A 23,243-nucleotide genomic window follows, 5' to 3' on the forward strand; every position below is an offset into this window, starting at 1 on the left:
TTATTGTTTCCCGTGTTGAGATTATTTAACTTACTTTGTTGCATGCCATTAACCGCGCTTTTTAATAAGTGCTTCAGTTAAAGGCTTTGCGTTTTTGTCAAAAATTTGGTTCAAAAGCCCAGCTAGTCGGATACCACCTTGTGATAAACGCTTTTTGACGATAGGCATTTGTTTATATACATACCCATAGCTAAGCTCTGTTTCATTTTGTTCGTAAATACGAGCAGAAATTTTATTCGATTCTAACAACCAGTCTGCGGGCTGGCTGTTCAAGTACGACTTTATAGTCTTTTTATTTGACGTTTTTATGAAATCTGCAAACTCTTTGAAAGATAAATTTTCATTTTCAACAAGATGCGTATCCCATGTGCTGTGTAAATTTGTTTCTTTACCGAAGAAAGACACTTTAATTAAATTGCCGCCACGATCTTCTGAACGACCAGCGTGAAAAGGCTGATGGCCATCGCCCACTAAGTGTACTAAAAACTTAAGAGCAAACTGTTGCTCTTCTAAACTACTTTCATTGTTTTTTAATACGTTAATAGAGAAATAAATGCCGTCTAAAATATGAGCAACTTTATCTTTTGAGTCAATAGAAGTGTTTACATATTGATGCATTTTTTTTGCATCTTTAATATTTATGTAATGCCATTTGCCAGATTCTTTACGCCAAAAGTGTTCAGGGGATGAACGCATTTCGTCAGGCCAAGTTGAAACCTGAGCGAGGGACTCCCCGTCTAATATAGGCTGTAGAGCAAGTTGAGTTGCCTCAGTTAAATGCATTTGGGCAATTTCACCGATAACACGGTGGCCATTTTGGCCCCATGCTACTGCATTATTTGAACTAACAGCAGTTAACATTGTCAGAGATAAAGCAAGAGTTTTTACTGTTGTTGGCAATTTGAACATGACTAACACGTCTCTTTCGTAATCTTATTAAGGTCAATTGTCCGTGTTTTTCAAGTTTGAATAAAGGACTCAATATTATTCATCATTACTTGTTAACAAAGTATATAAAACAGTAGCTTACATAATTTAAATAAACTTACCTATTGTAATAAGTAAGTAAACTTGCTCTAATAGCGCTGTTATCAACAAACTTACTTTTTATTTTGTTAAAAAAATATAAATTATCGTTAAAAACTATTCTCTTTTCCTCACTGATTGTTAGTACATGGCTAGCTTGGTTATTATCACAAGCCGTAGTGTCTAGTTCTCATTTGGTTTTGCAACCTGTTCAAAATCATAAATATGAGTGTGAAACAACATCATCTGAGAATCGTGCTGTGTTTAGGGTTAAGGTGCCAACCGATTACTTAGCAAAACAAGTGTTACCTGCTCTTTGCCAAAATGATGTTATCAAGCGTCAATACGGTCATGTAGAAGTGTTTTGGGGAGGCAGTTTAGCTGAGCAAATTGAATTCTTTGGAAAAGGAATCGCCGATCTAATACTGAGTAAAGACAGTATATTACAAGCATTAAGAGCTGATGCGACACATAACTATATGCCAATTATTGGTTATTCAAGCTATTCGGCTTTTTTCATATCAAATAAAGAAAAACCTAAACTTGAGAAAGCTTACTTTCTGGATAAAAAGATTGGTTTATTAGATTACCCAACAAGCCGTTCTGGCCATATATTGCCTAAGAAGGCATTTAAGTCGTTAGATTTAGACATTGCTAATTTAGATATTGTTTACGTAAGTTCTCATTCAGCATTAAGAGAAAAGCTTGCAAACAATGAAGTAGATATTATTGCTTCGTATTGGAATGATAAAAAAGATGAGACACTTTTTTCTCACAACTACATCACGCCTATTGGGGAAAACATCACAGGAAGCCGTTGGTATCTTAAATTGTCTGAAGAGAATACTGACTTGGCTTGTGCTGTTCAGTCGGTAACAAAAGAGATTGCTCAATCAGAAGGCACGGCTTATTTTGACTCGCTACATGAGTTTTGGCAATGCAACTCAATCCCTTATAAGTTTATTGGTGAGAATTGATTATGAAGCTTAAGCCTATTTATGCCTACACTTTATTTGTATTTATCTCCCTGCTTACAATTTTCTATTTAGGTCAAAATAGTAAGATACAAGGCATTATTGAACTAGAGAAGGCTCAAATTTCTAAACGTGTTTCTCTTGATGTAAATAGTTTGCCACTTGCAGAGCCTCTATTTAATTATGCTGGAAATCAACAAGAAGTTGACTTGTATATTGAAAGATTGAATAAACAATTGAGTGACTTATATGCGAGAGTGACTGTAAATGCTATTTCGACAAGTACGCCAATAGGTAACAGTTTTACTGAGTTGCAAGCAAATTATAAAACGGTATATGTCTCGTTTACTGAAAATAACACGCATATATTGTCTACATATATTGTCACGCTACTTATTACGCTTTTTAATGTTTGGTTATATAGAAAAGTGTTTGCAAAACACGTCGAAAATAAAGCTAAGCGTACAATAAGTACTGAGGTTAGTATAAAACCAAAACTGATTATTGATCTATATACTAAAACTTTATTAATAGATGGTAGGGAAGAGCAACAGAGTCAACTTGCAAACAAGCCATTGTGCTTTTATTTGGCAATGATCGAATTCAGCCAAGTTTACCCTAACATTAACTTACATTTGAATAAGGACGTCCCAGTAGAGTTGTTAGAAATTGCTGAAAAGTATTTTCATAGATTAGCAGTACTAGGTCATACAGTTAGAAAACGTCCTAACTTTTCGAATAGCTTAGAGAAAACATTAAGTGAGATCAGAGCATCTTTAGATGAAATCCTCAGAGAGTTTCCGGACCTTAAGGTTAAACTTTACCCGCCAAAAGCGCATGGTGAAGGGTCTCGCTCTAAACTCCACAGTTATGGTTTAAAACAGCTTTCTGAGAATGATTATGATATCAGGGGTAAATAATACCAATCCTCAATCACAGTTAGGGATGAGGATTGGCATAATCGCTAGAAATTATAACTCTGATACTTTGATTGGCGAGTGCTTTTCAATATAGGCTTTTAAAACTTCTGCATCTGTTTTTTCTGAAGGTACAAAGCCTTTCATGCCGACAATTGTAGGGTAGCCATCTCCGCCGGATGCATTGTAGCTGTTAATGCTCATTCGGTAAGTTTTATTCAAGTCTAATGCTTGATTGTTTATTCTCACATTAGTCAACTTGCCGTTTTTACGCTCAAAACTAATGCCTTCGTATTGTAAGTAGGCACCAGCATCAGCTGGGAAAGAGGTGACAACTTCAAGGTATTTTATCAGATCACTGCCTTGCCAATTCATAGCCGTAATTCGATTTTTGAACGGGTGCACTTTTAGTACATCTTTATAACTGATCTCACCTGCTTCAATACTATGTCGAATACCGCCGCCACTAATTAAACCAAAATCAGCATTAACAGCTTCTTTTTGGGCTTTGATAATTAGTCTTGCCAATGGACTTTGTTTGAATCTTACTGTGTCTCTTTTACCATCTAAATAGCCATCAGTATAACCAATAGGTAAACTTAACTGACCTTCGCCAATTTTTTTAAATGGTTGAAGAAAAGCTAACATTTCTTTGTCTTCAGCAATATATTCATTAACTAATTCACCCGCGTTATTTTTCAGATTAACAGGGATCAACTGATAACTTTCTAGTGTTATTTTTTCTCCTTCGATTTTAAACTCTGCTTTTCCGACATATTTTCCCCATTCGTGAGCCTGCATAATCCATGTACCATTTTGATTATCTGGTTTACATGTTTTACCGGGGGCAAAATTAATATCTGGGTTACCACTGCTATCGACACAGACAGGCTCTTGAGAGTGACCACCAATGATCATATCAAGGGCACCTTGAGGTAACTCTCTTGCAAGGGTGACATCACCTGGCGCATTAATACCGTACTTAGCATCGTGATAGTGGCCCATATGTGTCACAGCGATAGTTACATCGATATCTTTGTGTTGTTTAGATATTTGCTCTAGTGTGTTTTTAGCGGCAACACTCGGCTTAATAAAATCTAAGTGACCTATGTATTCAGGGTTTGCAATTTTTGCTGTGTCGACGGTCGTTAAGCCTATAACAGCAATTTTAAGACCATTTTTATTGATAATCGTGAAAGGTTCATACGCATTTTTACCATCTTTTTTATGTAAGATGTTTGCAGAAAGAATAGGAAACTGAGCCCACTTAATTTGTTTTTCTAAAATATCTAGTGGATTGTCAAATTCATGATTACCAATTGCCATTGCATCGTAACCAAGAATACGCATACCTTTAAAGTCAGGCTCAGCATATTGGAGATCAGATTCTGGCACTCCGGTATTAATATCTCCACCCGATAATAAAAGCACAGTACGATTTTTAGCTTTAGCTTCTTGACGTAAATTGTCGATAAGTGTTTTTCTTGCAGACATACCATATTCGCCTTTTTCATTTTGCCAAAAGCGACCATGGTTATCATTGGTATGTAGAACTGTTAAATATTGAGCCTTAGGTGACTCTATAAATGAAGTAGAGCAGCCTGATATTGCAATCGCGACTGCAGAAATTAGAAATTTGCGCATATTAGACCCGTGTGTAGTATTTGCGTGTCTAGTTTAAACTATATGCTCTAAAGCGCTACAGGTTAGCTTTAATTTCTTTTTGAACAACTATTAAACACTGCGCTTGCTCTTCTTTGTAATTCTTGTTTTGCAATTGCACACTTTTCATGTTCAATTTCAATCATCCAGTTCAAAAAACTTGCTGGTAGTTCAGTGTATTTCTCACCTTGATGAAGGCCAAAATCACAAATTGGTGACTCAATATCCATCTATCAACCTCGATGCCATTTAGATTCAAACGCATCGTATCAAAATAACATTAAATTTAAAGAATAAAACGTTACATAAAAGTTAATTTTAATAACTAGTTGTTTTGAATAGACTGCTTTACCTTAGCGAATAACAACCTAATGCAGAGTATCTTTTAGAAAGTAACTGATGTAGATTGTATACCAACTTAAAGAGTACGCTTAAAACAGCGCAAAGATAGTTTTGTAACAACTAGGATGAATATGGAATTTAGAAGCGAAAGATTGGTTTTAAGACAAGCAACGATGAATGATGCTTCTTTTATTCATGAGCTATTAAATCAAGACTCTTTTAAAGACAATATTGCAGATAAACAAATTAATAGTTTAGAAGATGCCAAGCAGTACATTGCAACTGCTTTTATTGAGCCATATAAGTCTAATACATTTGCCCCTTATGTAGTTTGTCTTAGAGATGAGGCAAGAGATTTTAAGGCAATTGGTATATGTGGTTTATATAAAAGACCAAACTTGCATTTTCCTGATTTAGGGTATGCGTTTTTAGATGAGTGGAGCGGGCAAGGGTTTGCTTCAGAAGCGGCACAAGTAATGATCAACTATACCAAAGACAGCCTCAAACAAGGGTATATTTGTGCGCTAACTTCACCTAAAAACCAAAGAAGCATCAGCTTATTGGAAAAATGTGGATTTAAGTTAGCAACACAAATTATTTTCAATAAAGATCAAGGTATCAGTAATTTATATCAGCTTTGTTTATTGTCTGAATAAACTAAAAGTGTTTGATTTAAGCTGCTGATTATTTTCAACCAACTCTGTTCATGAGCTTGTATTAATCCACTAAATCCCGAATTTTCAAGCTCAGTTGATACAGAGAAGAATTGTGTGTTCACTAAAACCTTACCTGTATCAGTTTGCTTATAAACAAACCACTGGCCTTCAATGACTGAGCCTAAGGTAAAGTGCCCAGCTAGTTTAGTCACTGTGATTTCAAGCAAAAAATCACCAAACTCTGGGTTCTTCTTATTTGCAGGTATTACAGAATAACCTTGGGTTTTATTAGCAAGTTGACGTAATAAGGAACTAGAAAGCGTGAATTTAGGGTGCTCAGACCAGAAATGATAGTTTGCAATATTGACTGAGCTATCACGTAAGATTTGAATGATTGCTTGTTGATCTGAAACACCTTGTACATCGACTTGTCCGATGTGAATGTGCTTTGATTTATTTTTTATGTTATCAGGCTCGCTCATAACTTCTTGTTGTACAAAATCATAATATTTGATTGCTGTAACTTGATTCGAAGTACAAGAAGATAAAAGCAAAATAAACAAAATGGTTGATAAAATACGCATCATTGCTTCTCTGGAATTGGGTCTGCTGGACTCTTTTTATCAAAAATTAGCATACTTGGTTGCTCATTAAGCCCTTTTGAGATTGGTTTTAAAGTATTAGAAAGGTTTTCTAATTCTTGCAATGTATTGGTTAGTTGATCGACAACACCAGAACCTTGCTGATAACCAGAAAGCGTCGTTTCAAATTGTTTTAAGCTACTTGTAAGTTGAGTAAGCGTTGTTTCTAATTGTGTTAAATTATTTGCCACTTTGTCTGCAGTCTCATTATTGTTTAATTCGTGGACCATGACCTTTAACTCTTCAGCAAGAGATTGATAAGCCGTTAAGGTATTGTTTAACGTGTTTGTTGTTTGCTCAAATGGTAATTTATTAAGTTTATTAACGAGCGCAGTCATTTGCTCTGATAATGCGGTAAATCCACTAGATATACTTGGAAGGACAGGGTACACGTCAGTTTTGCTGACAATATCCTTATCATTTGCATTACTATAAAAATCTAGATCTATATATACCGCACCCGTTAATAAATTACCACTTTTAAGTGAGGCCCTTAATCCTGATGTAATCCATTTGTCTATATTTTGTTGCCAGTATTGTTTAGCAAGCTGTTCATTTTTATATATGCGGCCATATTCAATTTTCACTAACACAGGAACTAGTGTGTTGTTTTGCTCAAAGTATATTGGCTCACCATTTTTTTCTATTTGAGCCGGTGCTTGTTCAACCGTGCCTATCCTCATTCCTCGATATTCAACGGGGGCTCCAGAGTGCAAACCTCGAATCGACTGCTCGAATTGCACAATGTAGTAATCGTAATCATCAAATCGTTTTTCTAGTGCCTGCGAGTAATTTTTATGTAAAGCGTAATTTTTGTTTGCTAATGCAACCTCATTAGGTTGCTGCTCAGGAGGATAATCAACAGAAATCCCGCCTTTTATTAGCTTTGAAAGGCTGCCTGTTGAAAATTGCACACCAGATGCATTGAGGCTGAAATCGACACCAGAGCTCACCCAAAAGATTGTATTGTTGGTAATTAGTTTATCGTAAGGAGAAAAGATGAATATGCCGTATTGCATTGATAAGTTATCAACTGTGAAGCGGCTGGATTCAACCTGACCTATTTTATAGCCACGGAAATATATAGAAGTACCAACATCAAGAACCTCTGCCGAGTTAGCCGTTAATTTAAAACGCTTACCTTCGATATCGTTACTTATTAATGCAGGTTCTTCTTGTAGGGTGAACAAATAAGCCAAAGATTCGCTTTGTCCAGGTTCTAGTTCGATATAAGCACCCGATAATAAGGTATTCATACCAGATATACCTGACTGATCAATTCGAGGTTTTACAACCCAAAATTTGGCATCCTCAGATAAAAGGTCACCATATTTGTTTTCAATTTTAACTCTGGCTAATACACCATTTTGTGCAAGATCTAATTCTAATTCTTTAACGAGTCCAACTTTAACACTGCGGACTTTAACTTCTGTTTTACCAGCGGTTATTCCATCAGCATTCGCCATCTTGATATAGATAGTATGCCCTTGGTCGGCTTGATATTTAAATAACATCCAACCGGTGATCAAAAGCGCGATAATTGGAATAATCCAAATAACGGTAAATTTTGGCTTTGATTCTATATAAGCGTGTTCATTCATGATTGTGAAATTCATCCCATAAAATACGAGGGTCAAAACTATTTACGGCGACAATCTGGCATAACACCATAATAGTAAAAAATACGATACCGATTTGTGGTTCTACACTTAACACTGTACCAAGCTGAACTAAAGAAACCAAAATGATCACAACGAAAACATCTATCATGGACCATTTACCCATAATCTCTAACCAACGATAAATTGTACTGGCACGCTTAGGGTGCGTACATCTTCGAGACTGGATAATTAAATAGAACAATGCACCAGCTTTTATGATTGGAATGCAGATACTTGCTAGAAAAATTAGAATGGCGATTGGGTAAGAGCCTGACTGCCACATAACAACGACACCAGAAAAAATAGTAGCAGGCGTATCGCTACCTAAATTAATGGTGTTCATAATAGGCAGAATATTCGCAGGTATCAAAAATACAGTTGCGGTTATCATCCATGCGATAGCCCGTTGTTCTGAATTCGGTTTGCGAAAATGTGTTTTTGTATAACAACGCGGACAGTGAGTTTCTCGAGTTAACTGAGAGCAAGTTAAGCACTGTTTTAGTTCTTGCGCCTTCGCGCTTTTACCGTCATGAAGTAATGCAGGTTGAAAGAGTATTTGTTGTCTTTCCCATAACTCAGTTTCATTTATTAAAGACAAAGTTTCTATAAAACAAACCACAAACAAGATGTAAGACCAAAAACCTAAACCAAACCCAATTTCTGCCAGTGACATTAGTTTGAATACGCTCACCAATACTGCGACTAAAAATATGTCTGCGAGATTAAGTGTTTTTGTTTTGTTGAGTAAGCGGGCGACATATCGCGCGTTGTGGGGATTTAAGTCCTGCCAATAATGGCTATTAGTAAGCAGCACTAAAAAGCAAATGAACATTGGAATTAAGAATGTGCTGAACATAAATATACCAGCTAGTACGGTACTATACTTATCAGCTAATAGAGAGAAAGCATTCCACAAACTAATATCTTGAACTAGACCATGTTGACTGAAACTAACAAAAGATGGGTAAAGGCTTGAGAATAAAAATAACAGGCTCGTTAAGCTAAATGCGATAAGCCATTGTTGTTGATTTGCTTGATAACTGACTATTTCGTTATTACAACATGGGCAAACAGCTCGTTGGTGTTCCCCTAAAGCGGAAACACGGACTAAAGAGTCACAATGTTTGCAGGCAAGAATCATAAGTTCAACGAAGAGTTCATTTAATGCAATTGTGATTGAGAGCTGCAAACAAAGCAAGATATATGCGATTAGCTCGTTTATTTGTATCTTAAAACGTCTATAAAACAGTCAAACCAAAAAAAATTTCAAAAAAATGCATTTTTTTTTATTTTTACGCTTGAATTCAAAAACACTGCCCCTATTTACAAGTCATCGTAAGTAAACAACGAATTTTGAAGTCGGAGAAGATTCATGGGTAAAATTATTGGAATCGATTTAGGTACTACTAACTCTTGTGTTGCAGTACTAGATGGTGATAAAGCACGCGTAATTGAAAATGCAGAGGGTGATCGTACAACCCCTTCAATTATCGCTTTCACAGAAGATGGCGAAACACTAGTTGGTCAACCAGCTAAGCGCCAAGCGGTTACAAACCCGAAAAATACATTATTTGCAATTAAGCGTTTAATCGGTCGTCGTTTTGAAGACGAAGAAGTGCAACGTGACATTGGCATCATGCCTTTCACTATTACTAAAGCTGATAATGGTGATGCATGGGTTGAAGTACGTGGTGAAAAACGTGCTGCACCTCAGATTTCTGCAGAAGTTCTTAAGAAAATGAAGAAAACGGCAGAAGATTTCTTAGGTGAAGAAGTTACTGAAGCTGTAATCACAGTTCCAGCTTATTTCAACGACTCTCAACGTCAGGCAACAAAAGACGCTGGTCGTATCGCTGGTCTTGAAGTTAAGCGTATTATCAACGAGCCAACTGCTGCAGCATTAGCTTACGGTATGGACAAAAAGCAAGGCGATAACGTTGTTGCTGTTTATGACCTTGGTGGTGGTACTTTCGATATTTCAATCATTGAGATTGACGAAGTAGATGGCGAGCACACGTTTGAAGTACTAGCTACGAATGGTGATACACACTTAGGTGGTGAAGATTTCGATAACCGCGTGATTAACTACCTAGTTGCTGAATTCCAAAAAGATCAAGGTATCGATCTTAAGAATGACCCGCTAGCAATGCAGCGTGTTAAAGAAGCAGCAGAAAAAGCGAAAATCGAGCTATCAAGCGCGCAACAAACTGAAGTTAACTTACCTTATGTGACTGCGGATGCAACCGGTCCTAAACACATGAACGTAAAACTAACTCGCGCTAAGCTTGAGTCTCTTGTTGAAGATCTAGTTACTCAGTCTATCGAGCCATTAAAACGTGCTCTAGCTGATGCAGATCTTTCTGTAAGTGACGTAAATGACATCATCCTTGTTGGTGGTCAAACGCGTATGCCTCTAGTTCAAAAGGCAGTTACAGAGTTCTTTGGTAAAGAACCACGTAAAGATGTTAACCCTGACGAAGCTGTAGCAGTAGGTGCTGCTGTTCAAGGTGGTGTACTAGCTGGTGACGTTAAAGACGTATTACTTCTTGACGTATGTCCTTTATCACTAGGTATTGAGACTATGGGTCAGGTAATGACTGCGCTTATCGAGAAGAACACGACTATTCCAACTAAGAAGTCGCAAACTTTCTCAACAGCTGAAGATAACCAGTCAGCAGTAACAATTCATGTGTTACAAGGTGAGCGTAAGCGTTCAAGTGATAATAAGTCACTTGGTCAATTCAACCTTGAAGGCATTCGTCCGGCGCAACGTGGTGTACCACAAATCGAAGTTACTTTTGATGTTGATGCTGACGGTATCTTACATGTATCTGCTAAAGATAAAGATACAGGTAAAGAGCAGAAGATCACTATCCAAGCATCTTCTGGTCTGAGTGATGATGAGATTGACCAAATGGTACGTGACGCTGAAGCAAATGCTGAAGAAGATAAGAAGTTCGAAGAACTTGTAGCTTCTCGCAACCAAGCTGATGCAATGGTTCACGGTACACGTAAGCAAATCGAAGAAGCGGGTGAAGCACTACCTGCTGAAGACAAAGCTGCAATCGAAACTGCACTTACTGAATTAGAAGCAGCAATTAAGAGCGATAGCAAAGAAGAAATCGATGCTAAAGTTCAGGCGCTAGCTGAAAAGTCTCAGAAACTAATGGAAATTGCACAAGCTAAAGCACAGCAAGCTGGTCCTGAAGCAGGCGCCCAGCAACAAGGCTCAGCGAAGCAAGATGACGACGTAGTTGATGCAGAGTTTGAAGAAGTAAAAGATAACAAGTAATTGTTGAACTTCAAGGGCGCATTTAGAATGCGCCCTTAGTCTATTCAAAATCTGTAAGAATTAATGTTCTGGTAGGTAAATCTACCCTCAACTGAGTAACAAAACTATGTCAAAACGTGATTATTATGAAGTGTTAGGTGTTGCAAAAGACGCCACAGAACGTGACATAAAAAAAGCTTATAAACGCTTAGCAATGAAGTACCACCCAGATAGAACTGCAGGTGATGCTGAGTTAGAAGCAAAGTTTAAAGAAGTAAAAGAAGCGTACGAAGTACTCACAGACAGTCAAAAACGTCAGATGTATGACCAATACGGCCACGCAGCTTTTGATCAAAACGGTGGTGGCGGCCATGGTGGCTTTGGCGGTGGCCATGGTGACTTTGGTGATATTTTCGGCGACGTATTCGGTGATATTTTTGGTGGCGGCGGTCGTCGTCAATCACGTCAACAGCGCGGTTCTGATCTTCGTTACAATATGGAACTTAGCCTTGAAGAGGCGGTTCGTGGTAAAGAAGTTGAAATTAAGGTACCGACTTGGGTAAGTTGTGAACCATGTGACGGCAGTGGTGCTAAAGCTGGCTCTAAACCTAAAACTTGTTCAACTTGTCATGGTGCTGGTCAAGTACAAATGCGCCAAGGCTTCTTCGCTGTTCAACAAACATGTCCTACATGTCAAGGTACTGGCTCTGTTATTTCAGATCCATGTAATAGCTGTCATGGCCAAGGACGTGTTGAAAAGACGAAGACGTTATCAGTAAAAATTCCAGCAGGTGTTGATACTGGTGACCGTATTCGCCTTACTGGCGAAGGTGAAGCTGGCATGCACGGCGCACCTTCTGGAGATTTATATGTTCAGGTTTCTGTACGTGAACATCCAATTTTCACTCGTGATGGCAATAACCTGTATTGTGAAGTACCTATTAGTTTCACTACAGCAGCTATTGGTGGCGAAATTGAAGTGCCAACTCTAGATGGCCGAGCAAACCTTAAAATTCCTGCAGAAAGCCAGACAGGTAAAATGTTCCGCATGCGTGGTAAAGGTGTTAAATCTGTGCGAAGCGGTTCAGTCGGTGACTTAATTTGTAAAGTGGTAATTGAAACACCTGTAAACTTAAATGACAGACAAAAAGAGCTGTTAAAAGAGCTAGAAGAGAGCATGGGTGCAGATAACGGCAAGAATAGACCGAAAGCACAGGGCTTCTTTGACGGTGTTAAAAAGTTCTTCGATGACTTAACAAAGTAAAATTTGTTGAACCAAAAACGGCGCACAGCGCCGTTTTTCTTTTTTAATCTAAAATTACTAGATAGTCTTGTTCACCCTCACATCGACATGCTTGTGATTGACCATCCTTTTGACCAAATAAATTTCCTGATTTACAGCCAAACAATTGGCATTTCGCCTCACAGGCCATTGCATCTCGCCATGTGACATACTCGTCATTCATGAAACTAAAAGCAGAAGTAACCGTCAGCATGCCTATGAAGAGGGTGAGCACATTAAGCTTTGATTTAAGCCACATGCGATACCTCTTTTACATAAACATTAGACTTTAGTCTAATGCTTAAACGCCATTGTTCAAGTAAGAGTCATGTTATATAGGCTCTAAATTCTAACTGTATTTTGAAACTGTTATGTCTATAACTAAGTGACTAACATCTCATTCCTTAGCTATCAAAACTAGGAGTGATTGATTTTTAGACTAAAATTACAAATAAAGATTTTAACGCCGACTTTGCTACAAATTTTTCTGTTGTTTTAATAACCAAAACTTGCAAGTTAAAATATTTATATTCAAAAATTTTCTAAGTTGAGCTTACACGTGTAAGCCTATCTATTTCAATGACTTAAACTACCATTTGCAAAGGCGTAGTAATTTTCTTGTTAAATAATTGCATAGAGTAATTGATCTAACGCGTTTTTTGTGCCGTAATGTAGGTATATTCAACTGGTCTGATGAGTTAGTTATGAGTTTAAGAACACAATTTAGAAAAGTATTACCAAGTATCTCAATTACAGAACAAGAAGCGCTTGATGCGGGTGATGTTTGGTTAGAAGGTTCAATCTATCAAGGTAAGCCTGATTTTAGCGCGCTTCGTGCCGTGCCAGAGGCGACACTTTCTGCAGAAGAGCAAGCTTTCATTGACGGTCCAGTGAAAGAGTTAATGGCTATGATTGATGATTCTGTTATTCAAAACAGTAAGCATCTTCCTGAACATATTTTAGATTTCTTGAAGAAAGAACGATTCTTCTCTTTGATCATTCCAAAATCTTACGGTGGCCGTGAGTTTAGCCCTTATGCTAATTCAACTATCGTAGGTACAATCGCAACTAAATCTTCAGCAGTTGCTGTAACTGTCATGGTGCCAAACTCATTAGGTCCGGGCGAGTTATTAATGCACTACGGTACTGAAGAGCAGCGTGCGCATTACTTACCTCGTTTAGCAAATGGTACTGATATTCCATGTTTTGCACTTACCAGCCCTGAAGCAGGTTCTGATGCCGGTGGTATTCCAGATCAGGGTATCGTAACTAAGGGTATGCACAATGGTGAAGAAGTTCTAGGATTAGAAATTACGTGGGACAAACGTTATATCACTCTAGCACCTATCGCGACAGTACTTGGTCTAGCATTCAAAGTATTTGATCCTGAAGGTCTATTAGGTGGTAAAGAAGAGTTAGGTATTACGTGCGCGTTAATTCCAAAATCACATCCAGGTGTCGAGCTTGGTAATCGTCATGACCCTATGGGTATCCGTTTCTACAACGGTACTACACGCGGCAATAAAGTGTTTATTCCAATGGAATTCATCATTGGTGGTCAGAAAAACATTGGTCGCGGCTGGCAGATGCTTGTTAGTTGTCTTGGTGCAGGTCGTGGTATTTCGCTACCGGCACTAGGTGTTTCTACAAGTCAGGTAGCGCTGAAGTCAGCTTCAGAATATGCCGCGGTTCGTGAACAGTTTGGTCTATCAATTGGCCAATTTGAAGGTATTCAAGAAAAGCTTGCTGATATAGCAGGTAAAACTTATCTTCAGGAGTCTATGCGTGTGTTAACCACTGAAGGTTTAGGCATGGGCCTGAAACCATCAGTTGTTACTGCAATCGCAAAATATCATATGACTGAAATCGGTCGTGATGTGCTTGACTCGGCAATGGACATTCTAGCTGGTAAAGCTATACAAAACGGTCCACAAAACACGCTTGCGAGTGGTTATGTTGCTCAGCCAATCGCTATCACTGTTGAAGGCGCAAACATTCTAACTCGAAACCTGATGATCTTTGGTCAAGGTGTTATGCGTTGTCACCCGCATCTTCAAGAAATGGTCGAAGCAATTCATAGTGAAGAAGCAGATGCCGATAAGAAGTTTAATAAGAAATTCCGCCAAACTGTGGGTTACGGTATTTCGAATGGCTTACGTGCATTCGGGTTAGGCTTAATGCCATTTATGGCCGGCAGTCAGAGTTCATTGTCTGAAGTTAAGCCATATGAGAAAGCGGTTATGCAGTTATCATCTCGTTTAGCTCTTTTTGCTGATTTCTCATTATTAGTTCTAGGTGGCAAGTTAAAGCAAGCTGAAATGTTATCAGCACGTCTTGGTGACGTAATGAGTTATCTATATGCAGCAATGGCTTCAATTAAGTACTATGAGCAGAAAGTATCTGAATCAGAGCGTGCACAAGCGGCACCTTATTTCCATTATGCAACGCGCTGGGCATTACAAAATGCTGAAAACGCATTACATAAATTCTTAGATAACTTCCCAGCAAGTTTTGCTCGTAAGTTCTTACGTGTAGCAACACTACAATTTAGTCACAGAATGGCAAAAATTGATGATAATTTAATTCGTGAATTAGCGGCAGCGGCGCAACAAGACACTGCATTTAAGTCACAAATCACCAAACTTGTTAAACCAACAGCAGGTGATGGTCACGATATTAACGAGCAGGCTTATAAAGCGAAAATGGCTTGCCTAGATTTACTTAAAGTACTTAAGAAAGCACTTCGTTCAAAACAAGTAAAACCAGGTGTGCGTTTTGCTGACACGTTAGATAACGCTCTAGCCGCGAATGTTATTACTAGCGAGCAATATACTAAGTTAATTGATTACAACAAGAAACGTGAAAAAGCGATTCGAGTTGATGAGTTTGATTTCGACTTAAACCTTATTGATGATTGTCCGTTGAATGCTGATATTCAGCAGGCCAGTTAACAATCGTGGAGAACAACGCCCAGCAATTCGCTGGGCGTTTTTATTTTAGGCGCGTACAATAAATCTAAGTTTAATAGTATTTTAAAAGTAATTACTTTGAGTACACGTCATTTAGAAAAGCATATACCTGAGCTTACGCTCACTGATTTATCAATCTCACTCTGGAGTGGATGCGGACAAATTCAATCAGGTTTATATAACTCCCAGCCAGTGGTAGTTAAACTCAGTGAAATTCCTGAAAACATAAATCATCAAGTCATCAATCAATCTGATTTTGCTAAACAAAGAAAAGATAAGTCTTATCTGAATGAAATCAGTTTTTATAACGCCCCGAGAACTCAAACAGCTTTTGAGAATGTAAGACCCCGTTGCTATTTTGCAAAGAGAATAGGTGCTTTAAATGTTTTGATCTTAGAAGACTTTAAATCAAAGGGTTTTCAAAATATCGATGATTATAAAATTGAACATATCTATGCAGTTGTGAAATGGTTAGCCCAGTTTCATGCGCATGGGCTTACCCTCATCAACTCAGAACCATTTCCACTAGGCGGATATTGGCATTTAGAAACAAGGCCTGACGAGTTTGAAAAGATGGAGTTCATTGATTTAAAACGCCGTGCAAGGTATTTAGCAGACTCACTTTATAAGGCAAGCTATCAGACGTTAATACATGGAGATTCTAAGTTAGCAAACTACGCATTTGATAAAAGTTATAATGTACTTGGCTATGATTTCCAATATGTTGGTTCTGGTATTGGGTTACAAGATGTCATGTTGTTTATGACCAGTGTGTTTGATGGTGAAGAATGTGCAAAGTATGAAGGATCAATACTTTATTTATACTTTGAAAGTTTGAATAAAGCACTTACTAATACCATGAGCATAAAAGAGTATGAACTTTTAGAGCATGAATGGCGTACTCTATGGCCTATAGTGTGGTCTGATTTCTATCGTTTCTTAAACGGCTGGAAACCTGAACATAAAAAAATAACGCAATTCATGCAAAAAAAATTTGCAGAAGTTCTAAATAATATATGATTTTTTCTTTTCTAAGTGCGCTTTGCTGGTCTTTATTTGATATCGCAAGAAAAGAGCTAGCCCAGCATGTCAATCCAAAGTTCTTGTCGCTGGCGATGAGCGTCAGTGTTCTGCCTTTGTTCTTCTTATTGTGGGGATTTCAAGGGTTTCAATTGCCGAGCAGTTCTTATTATTTTCCTGCAACCATAAGTGGTGTTCTAGCTGCAATAGGCAGTGTTTGTTTTATGTTAGCGATATCAAAAGGCAAGCTTGCTATTGTTTTATCTATCACTGCTTGTACACCGTTTATTTCAGCAGTGTTCTCATTCTTTTTCTTAGACGAAATACTTTCTAAGTTAGAGTGGTTAGGTATAGTTTTGGTTGTGTTTGCAACCATGCTCCTTGCTGGCACATCAATTAACACTCGTGACAAATCAAGCTTGTATGCAGTAATCACTGCAATTGCATGGGGCACCTGCATTGTATTCGATAAACAAGCATTAACTCATGGCTCTAATTCGTTTCACGGCATGTTTCTGACATTTATAATAATTACTGTTTTGTCTATTAGTTTGCGAATTGACTATCAATGGCGAGACTTGCTGAGAAACTTTAAGTGGTGGCTTATTGCAGTAGTCGTGTTTTTTGGTGCTGTATTTCTTCAATTTTCCGCGCTTGAATATCTAAACCCGGGTGTAGTTGAGGCTATAAAACGCGGAATTGGTATTGTACTCGCTGTCATTATTGGTCGCGTGTATTACCAAGAAGTTTTATCTAATAAACAGGTCGTGGGAGTTTGTTTGGTTTTATTCGCGACTTATTTATTCATGTAAAGGGGCTTTACAAAGCGCTTTTTTATTTTTCTAGAAAACTTATAATGTCTTCTCGATTATTCGGAGTTTATATGAAGTATTTAGTTTTATTGTTTTTGTCAGCCAGTATCTTCAGTTTTAGTACCTCTGCACAGACAAGCGATTTATCTGTAACAATGAAAAACATAGGGCATGCTTACAAAAAGGCAGTGCGTTCGACAGATAGTGAAGAAATTATTAGCCAGATTGATGAAATGATTTCTTTAATTGAAGAAAGTAAGAAAGCCAATTTCAAAGCCGATTTAAAACAGCAGTCCATTAAAGGGCTAAACGAGGTTATAGAGCAATTAGAGTTAGCTAAGGCTCAACTATCTAAAGGTCAGTTAGAAGAAAGTAAACAAGCGCTACAGAAAATTGACGAGCTCAGAAAGCATTATCATAAGCTTCATGAGCCCCCAAGTATTTGGCAAGTTATATTTGGCTAAAACCTATGCCAGCTTACGTTTAGTTTTATGCGCCTTTCGTTTGTAAAAGGCGCATCTTCATCAGCTGTTGTTCTATATAGTTTATTAAGTAAGTTAGTCACACCCATTGAGATTTCAAGCTCTTCATTTATAAACCAACGCGTATTAATATTTGCTGAAATCACGCTTGCTAATGTTGATTCAGCAGAGCCAACTTCTGAGTGTTTTCCGCGATAATAAATGTCAGTTATAAACTGAAAGTTATCTAAATTAACTTCTGTGATAAAAGACATCTTTGTTGGTGAAATATCATTGAGTGTATTTCCGACCTCATTTTCACCTGTTTGCGTAGAGTAAGACAGAGTGCTTTTGATGTTTTTATCGAACATATATGCTGCCGATAACTCGAGACCGGAAATCTTGGCTTTATCCAAATTAATATAGCTGCGAGTATTTTCGTTTAGGCTAATTCTCTCAATATAATTATTTAAACGTGTTTTGAAATAGACCCCCTTAAATTCAACCTCATCAAACTTGATTGAATGAGTCAATTCGTAACTTGTACTACTTTCAGTTTTTAAGTTTTGATTACCAAGTGTAACGCCTCTAGGCGTTACACCATTGAAGTATAATTCTGTAAGGGTTGGAAATCGAAATGCATTACCAACTGAAATTAAACTCGAGTGTTGATTGTTAAAGTCATATTTTGCTGAAATATTGCCGCTTAAGAATTGCTCTGTTCTGCTGTCTTTTAAGTTATTTAACTGGATTGCATCAACTCGAGATCCTGCATTAAATTCAATTTCATTAATTGCAAAAGCCCCTTGTATGAACGAACCGAAATTATGGTAGCTCCCATCGATTAATGCTTTTTCGTAGAGTGAATCGGAAGAAAAGCTTTTTTCTTTATCGTTGATTTTTACACCAACTCTGGAAACCCAATCAAAACCATATCTGATCGGAGCTGATAGGTATTTATCTTCTTTATAAAAAGAAGAACCGATAGTATGAGATTGATGACTAGTGAGATTTTCTCTTTTTCCAACTCTTGTTACTTTACTATCCCAATTTTGATAATGGTCAAAAATGTTTAATACCCAAGAATCAGATACCAATGATATATCTGTGAGTGAGTGAATATCTTCAGGGTATATTGAATGCTTTTTTAAAAAATCATCAGCACTGCTTTTTTGAACATCCTTTGACAAAGAACCAAGCCATCTTGTCTGCAGTGTATATTTATCGTTTATTTTAGTTTTATTTGTGAAGCTAGCAGATGACTGTTCATATGCTGAGTACAATGTTTCTTTATTTGCTGCCTGACCTTCGTCAGCTAAACGGTGGGCAAAGGCAAATGATGTTTTGTCACCTCCATTCGCTACAAGTATTGAGCGAGCATTATCACTATTGGTTACTGATAACTTGATTGTGGGGGCTTGGAAAGTCGCACTTTCAATTGATACAACACCTGCAATGGCTCCAGAGCCATATAGCATTGAAGAAGGGCCAGCAATGACAGATGCAGTATCAATGAGTGAAGGATCGATAAATGATGCTGAGTTACCCGCTCTTCTATCAGTTAAAACCGGTATGTTGTTTATGCTTGTTTTAATCCGCCAACGGCTCAGTCCCCTCACACTATAACTTTGATACAAACCTCCTTGACCATTTAATGAAAAGCTTGGAATTTTTGTAAGCCAATCGGCGATGGTGTTATTTGCAGTTGTTACTTTATTCGAACTAACAACGTTGGCTTTGGTGTGGTTGAAATTGTTTGTGTGTAATAAATCTTTAGCTGCTATGACCTCAATACTTTCTATAGAAGTGTTTGAGGTCATCAGAATTGGCAGTAATAGGGTGGGAGTCATGTACAGCTTACTCTTTAATATCTTATGTAAACACTTGTAAATATCTATGTATTTATGTTTCTAGAAAGTGCATATTTGTTTTTTCAGTGTGAACGTACCTTAATGGGTTACATAATTCTCAAAAAATCGATGAATAACAGTGAAAATTTAAATTCAATAACTAACTAGTATCTTTTAAACATACTAATTGAAACGCTAGATAGTACTCGATATTTATATATTCGCACTTGTGGCCCATTAAATAATTATAAAATTAAAGGAACCATCATGAAGTTACTTAGCCCAGTCAGTTTAGCTGTTGCAATTGCTTTAGGTAGTGCGAGTTATGCCGCTTTAAATCATTTCAATCAAGAAGTGTTAACTCAATATGAAGCAAAGAAAGATTATTTAGAGAAAAAATATCAAAGTAAGCTTTTTAACCCGAAGCGCTATGATAAGCCAAAAGAAGCACTAGATTTTTATATCGAACAGCGTTTGCCTATTGGCCTTTCAGCTTTACCAGTCGAAAGGTATTCTCAGGCGATATCTGAAATAAAAGATATGCCGCATTATTCTTTTAAAACACTCGAAGTTATCGAAAGCTATGATCCAGCACTTAATGCACCAGATGGAGAAACTCAACAGTTAGGTGACTGGAAAGAGTTAGGGCCTGGAAATATAGGTGGACGTACGAGAGCACTTGTCATCCACCCTACATCACCTGAAATTATGTATGCAGCGGGCGTTGCTGGTGGGGTGTGGAAAACAGATAACAGTGGTGAATCTTGGCAACCACTGAGTGATCTTGCTGCTAATTTAGCTGTCACTACAATTAGCTTAGACCCGAATAATCCTAATGTTATTTTTGCTGGCACTGGCGAAGGTTTTTTTAACTCAGATGCACTGCGAGGCGATGGCATCTTCAAATCAGTAGATGCCGGTGTTACTTGGGAACAGATTGAAAGTACATCAAGTAATTCTAACTTTCACTATGTGAGTAAGATTGTTCATAGCCCAACTAATGAAAATACGATTTACGCATCTACACGCACAGGTATTCAGAAAAGTACAGATAATGGTGAAAGTTGGGAAATAGTATTTACCTCAGAGACAACAGCAACAGGGTGTTTAGATCTTTCTGTTATTGCGAATGATGGCACTGATGTCTTGCTAACCGCATGTGGTTCTTTCGTTGATGGCGGGGTTCATCGCAGTGCTGATAATGGCGCAACTTGGAGTACGGTATTAGACTTTCCAACACAAGGTAGAACTACTCTTGCTGTAGCACCATCAGATAACAATATTATTTACGCCCTGGCTGCGAATTTGAGTGATCACGGCATGGAGGGTGTGTATAAATCAACCGATATGGGTGCAACATGGACTGCCACAGTGACCCGCGACACAGCTGATGATTTTTCTAAATTATTATTAAGTAATACCGTATTTGGTCTTTTTGAACAATGTGGTTTCGGTGCATCTCAATCATATAACCAAGGTTGGTATGACAATATTATTGCCGTAGATCCAGTCAATCCTGACGTGGTTTGGACTGGTGGTATTGATTTGTTCCGTTCAGATGATGGTGGTCAAACTTTCGCACCAACAAGTATATGGTGGTTTGATATGGATAACCCTCAGTATGCTCACGCTGATCAACATACCATAGCTTTTCATCCTAATTATGATGGTGTGAATAATACAACCATGTTCGTCGGTAACGATGGTGGTGTGCAAAAAACGGAAAACTCTAATGGCATTACTTTAAACCTAGATCAGGTATGTGGTAACGCTAGTGATTATCCGGACACGTTAGTGAATTGGACAACGTTAAATAATGGCTATGCTGTGACTCAGTTTTATCATGGTACAGTGAAACCAGATGGTGCAACTTACTTTGGTGGAACACAAGATAACGGTACATTATTAGGCCAAGATGAAGGTTTTAATAATTGGCAAGAGATCAATGGTGGTGATGGTGGTTGGACTGCTGTTGATGCAAATAACCCTGACATTATTTTCTCTGAGAATACTGGGCTCTCTCTACAAAAGTCTTTAGATAATGGACGCAGTTGGGCGCGAGCAACGAATGGTATAACGGGTGATGGCTTCCCTTTTATCACTCGATTTGAAATGGCACCTTCAGATTCGAATACTTTGTGGATTGGAGGTAACCAGCTTTGGCGTACAAAAGATCAGGCCGACTCTTGGGTTGCAGGCTCGCCAATGCTTGATAGTGCTGTGATGGCTATAGGTATTTCCCCTCAAGGGACAAATGCTGTAGCTGCAGGCTCGAGAGGCGGGTTTATTTATGTAAACTACGATGCAGATAATGCTGATCAAAGCTCTGATTGGAAAGCAACTCAGCTCAGTTCAGGTACAATTAGTTCAATTGCTTTTGACCCATATGATAATCAAATTATTTACGCAACGATGACAACATTCGGTGTGCCTCACGTTTGGAAAACAACAGATGGCGGTGATAGTTGGTCTGCAATTGATAATGGTTTACCTGATATTCCAGCAACCTCTATTGTTGTTGATCCTGTTGATAACACACGATTAATTGTTGGTACTGACTTAGGCGTCTTTGTTTCTACTAATTCAGGAGAGTCATGGTTTGCAGATGGTTCAGGTCTTGCTAATACTCAAATTGCTGAATTAGTCATAAAAGATAATGAGCTATTTGCATTCACTCATGGTAGAAGTGTTTACAAAGTTGATATGGCAATGCCAGTTGTTCGTGATTTAACACTTACTGAAGACTCTGAAGTTGGTGTTGTGAAATTCTTAGTTGATGATAATGGTACTCGTTTTGATTCAATTTCATTCACAGTACTCCCTTCATCAGCAAGCATTCTTTTAGATGGCAAGGAAGTTGAAGTCGGAAGTAAAGTTGAATCTGCTGATTTCGCGAAAATTTCATACGTGCCTAAAGCTGACTTTTATGGTTCGGATAGCTTTACTTTTAATGGCAGCATTGCAGATACAGTGAGTGAAGTCGCAATTTCTGTAAATGTTACTCCTATAAATGATAAGCCAATACAGATTGGTACTATGCCAATTATTGACGCAGAAGTAGGTGATAAAATTGAGATAGATTTATCGCCTTTCTTCACGGATGTTGAAGAGCATGAATTAACTTATTCTTCAAACTCAGAATCGAAAAACTTGACTATTAGCCAACAGGGTGTGATTTCTGGTAGTTTTACAGAGGTCTTTACAGGCGAGTTTAATTTTGTTGTTAAAGATGAGCAAGGTGCTGAACTTGAAGCTGCAATGTCTGTGTCTATAAAACCTAGCTCATTTACTGAAGCGCCTGTGATTGAAGAAAATCAGAGTTTTACTACAGACGAAAATGTACCAGTCGGAACTGTGATAGGTAGGATCAAATTCGAATTACCAAACCCAGACAAAGTATCTATCTCTAGATTTAATGTTTTTGGAAATAACACGTTCCGTATTGATAATGACGGTAATATCATTGTTCAAGGCGAAGTTGATTATGAATATGCGCCGACATATACATTTACTATTCAAGCAGAAGATAGCAAAGGTAATTTATCTAATAATGCTAAAGTAAGTGTCAAGATCAATGACCTTGATAAAAATGATGGCGATGATAATGATAGCGGTTCTTTTGGTTGGTTAGCACTTCTAGCTGCACCATTCGCTTTTTTACGCCGTAAACGAAAGTAATAGCTCATATAATTTAAAAGC

At 37.8% G+C, this 23,243-nt stretch carries 18 protein-coding genes; 10 read left to right on the forward strand and 8 right to left on the reverse strand.

What is annotated here, in order from left to right; all coding sequences use genetic code 11:
- Nucleotides 1–48: 48 nt before the first annotated feature.
- Nucleotides 49–909, reverse strand: coding sequence for a S1/P1 nuclease (locus ACH784_RS19075; protein ID WP_404396670.1), 861 nt, complete (start codon nucleotides 907–909; stop codon nucleotides 49–51).
- Between the two features lie 203 nt (nucleotides 910–1,112).
- On the opposite strand from ACH784_RS19075, the gene ACH784_RS19080 reads away from it, so the two are divergent.
- Nucleotides 1,113–2,003, forward strand: coding sequence for a PhnD/SsuA/transferrin family substrate-binding protein (locus ACH784_RS19080; protein ID WP_404396672.1), 891 nt, complete (start codon nucleotides 1,113–1,115; stop codon nucleotides 2,001–2,003).
- 2 nt (nucleotides 2,004–2,005) lie between these two features.
- On the forward strand, nucleotides 2,006–2,920 hold the full coding sequence (locus ACH784_RS19085) for a hypothetical protein (protein WP_404396674.1): 915 nt from the start codon (nucleotides 2,006–2,008) through the stop codon (nucleotides 2,918–2,920).
- 51 nt (nucleotides 2,921–2,971) lie between these two features.
- Here ACH784_RS19085 and ushA read toward each other — a convergent pair whose 3' ends face one another.
- Complete coding sequence (gene ushA / locus ACH784_RS19090) at nucleotides 2,972–4,561, reverse strand: bifunctional UDP-sugar hydrolase/5'-nucleotidase UshA (RefSeq protein WP_404396677.1); 1,590 nt, start codon at nucleotides 4,559–4,561, stop codon at nucleotides 2,972–2,974.
- Nucleotides 4,562–4,629: 68 nt separating this feature from the next.
- A complete protein-coding gene (locus tag ACH784_RS19095; protein WP_404396680.1) occupies nucleotides 4,630–4,809 on the reverse strand; it encodes a hypothetical protein in 180 nt (59 codons plus the stop codon).
- A gap of 243 nt (nucleotides 4,810–5,052) precedes the next feature.
- Between ACH784_RS19095 and ACH784_RS19100 the strand changes: the two genes are divergently transcribed.
- Nucleotides 5,053–5,577, forward strand: a complete 525-nt coding sequence (locus tag ACH784_RS19100; RefSeq protein WP_404396682.1) for a GNAT family N-acetyltransferase — start codon at nucleotides 5,053–5,055, stop codon at nucleotides 5,575–5,577.
- On the opposite strand, the gene ACH784_RS19105 is transcribed toward ACH784_RS19100, so the two are convergent.
- From ACH784_RS19105 to ACH784_RS19115, 3 genes are read right to left on the reverse strand one after another with little or no spacing between them, the layout of a single operon-like run.
- Nucleotides 5,553–6,164 (reverse strand): membrane integrity-associated transporter subunit PqiC, encoded by a 612-nt coding sequence (locus tag ACH784_RS19105; protein WP_404396685.1) that lies wholly within the window; start codon nucleotides 6,162–6,164, stop codon nucleotides 5,553–5,555. The genes ACH784_RS19100 and ACH784_RS19105 overlap by 25 nt on opposite strands.
- The gene (gene pqiB, locus ACH784_RS19110) at nucleotides 6,161–7,819 is read right to left on the reverse strand and encodes an intermembrane transport protein PqiB (RefSeq protein ID WP_404396687.1); all 1,659 of its coding nucleotides are present in this window, start codon (nucleotides 7,817–7,819) and stop codon (nucleotides 6,161–6,163) included. The genes ACH784_RS19105 and pqiB overlap by 4 nt, the downstream gene beginning before the upstream one ends.
- Nucleotides 7,812–9,020, reverse strand: a complete 1,209-nt coding sequence (locus ACH784_RS19115; protein WP_404396690.1) for a PqiA/YebS family transporter subunit — start codon at nucleotides 9,018–9,020, stop codon at nucleotides 7,812–7,814. Before ACH784_RS19115 ends, pqiB begins: the two co-directional genes overlap by 8 nt.
- Nucleotides 9,021–9,251: 231 nt before the next feature.
- Here ACH784_RS19115 and dnaK point away from each other — a divergent pair, with 231 nt between their 5' ends.
- The gene (gene dnaK / locus ACH784_RS19120; RefSeq protein ID WP_404396693.1) at nucleotides 9,252–11,171 is read left to right on the forward strand and encodes a molecular chaperone DnaK; all 1,920 of its coding nucleotides are present in this window, start codon (nucleotides 9,252–9,254) and stop codon (nucleotides 11,169–11,171) included.
- A gap of 106 nt (nucleotides 11,172–11,277) precedes the next feature.
- Entirely contained in the window at nucleotides 11,278–12,414 is a 1,137-nt protein-coding gene (gene dnaJ, locus ACH784_RS19125) for a molecular chaperone DnaJ (RefSeq protein ID WP_404396696.1), read from the forward strand.
- A gap of 43 nt (nucleotides 12,415–12,457) precedes the next feature.
- On the opposite strand, the gene ACH784_RS19130 is transcribed toward dnaJ, so the two are convergent.
- Complete coding sequence (locus ACH784_RS19130; protein ID WP_404396699.1) at nucleotides 12,458–12,691, reverse strand: hypothetical protein; 234 nt, start codon at nucleotides 12,689–12,691, stop codon at nucleotides 12,458–12,460.
- Nucleotides 12,692–13,136: 445 nt separating this feature from the next.
- Here ACH784_RS19130 and ACH784_RS19135 point away from each other — a divergent pair, with 445 nt between their 5' ends.
- From ACH784_RS19135 to ACH784_RS19150, 4 genes are all read left to right on the forward strand, one after another.
- On the forward strand, nucleotides 13,137–15,383 hold the full coding sequence (locus ACH784_RS19135) for an acyl-CoA dehydrogenase (RefSeq protein ID WP_404396702.1): 2,247 nt from the start codon (nucleotides 13,137–13,139) through the stop codon (nucleotides 15,381–15,383).
- A gap of 96 nt (nucleotides 15,384–15,479) precedes the next feature.
- The gene (locus ACH784_RS19140; RefSeq protein WP_404396705.1) at nucleotides 15,480–16,421 is read left to right on the forward strand and encodes a kinase; all 942 of its coding nucleotides are present in this window, start codon (nucleotides 15,480–15,482) and stop codon (nucleotides 16,419–16,421) included.
- On the forward strand, nucleotides 16,418–17,233 hold the full coding sequence (locus ACH784_RS19145; RefSeq protein WP_404396707.1) for an SMR family transporter: 816 nt from the start codon (nucleotides 16,418–16,420) through the stop codon (nucleotides 17,231–17,233). Before ACH784_RS19140 ends, ACH784_RS19145 begins: the two co-directional genes overlap by 4 nt.
- A 71-nt stretch (nucleotides 17,234–17,304) precedes the next feature.
- Nucleotides 17,305–17,697 carry a cytochrome b562 gene (locus ACH784_RS19150; RefSeq protein ID WP_404396709.1) on the forward strand — a complete coding sequence of 131 codons (393 nt, stop codon included), beginning with the start codon at nucleotides 17,305–17,307 and terminating at the stop codon, nucleotides 17,695–17,697.
- Here the strand turns inward: ACH784_RS19150 and ACH784_RS19155 are convergent.
- Nucleotides 17,694–19,544: a TonB-dependent receptor plug domain-containing protein gene (locus ACH784_RS19155; RefSeq protein WP_404396712.1), complete on the reverse strand. Its 1,851-nt coding sequence runs from the start codon at nucleotides 19,542–19,544 to the stop codon at nucleotides 17,694–17,696. The genes ACH784_RS19150 and ACH784_RS19155 overlap by 4 nt on opposite strands.
- Nucleotides 19,545–19,811: 267 nt before the next feature.
- Between ACH784_RS19155 and ACH784_RS19160 the strand changes: the two genes are divergently transcribed.
- A complete protein-coding gene (locus ACH784_RS19160; protein ID WP_404396714.1) occupies nucleotides 19,812–23,222 on the forward strand; it encodes a cadherin domain-containing protein in 3,411 nt (1,136 codons plus the stop codon).
- Nucleotides 23,223–23,243 lie beyond the last annotated feature (21 nt).

Origin of the sequence: Pseudoalteromonas phenolica (assembly GCF_044788725.1) — a bacterium.
In the GTDB taxonomy this organism is placed as follows: domain Bacteria; phylum Pseudomonadota; class Gammaproteobacteria; order Enterobacterales; family Alteromonadaceae; genus Pseudoalteromonas; species Pseudoalteromonas phenolica_C.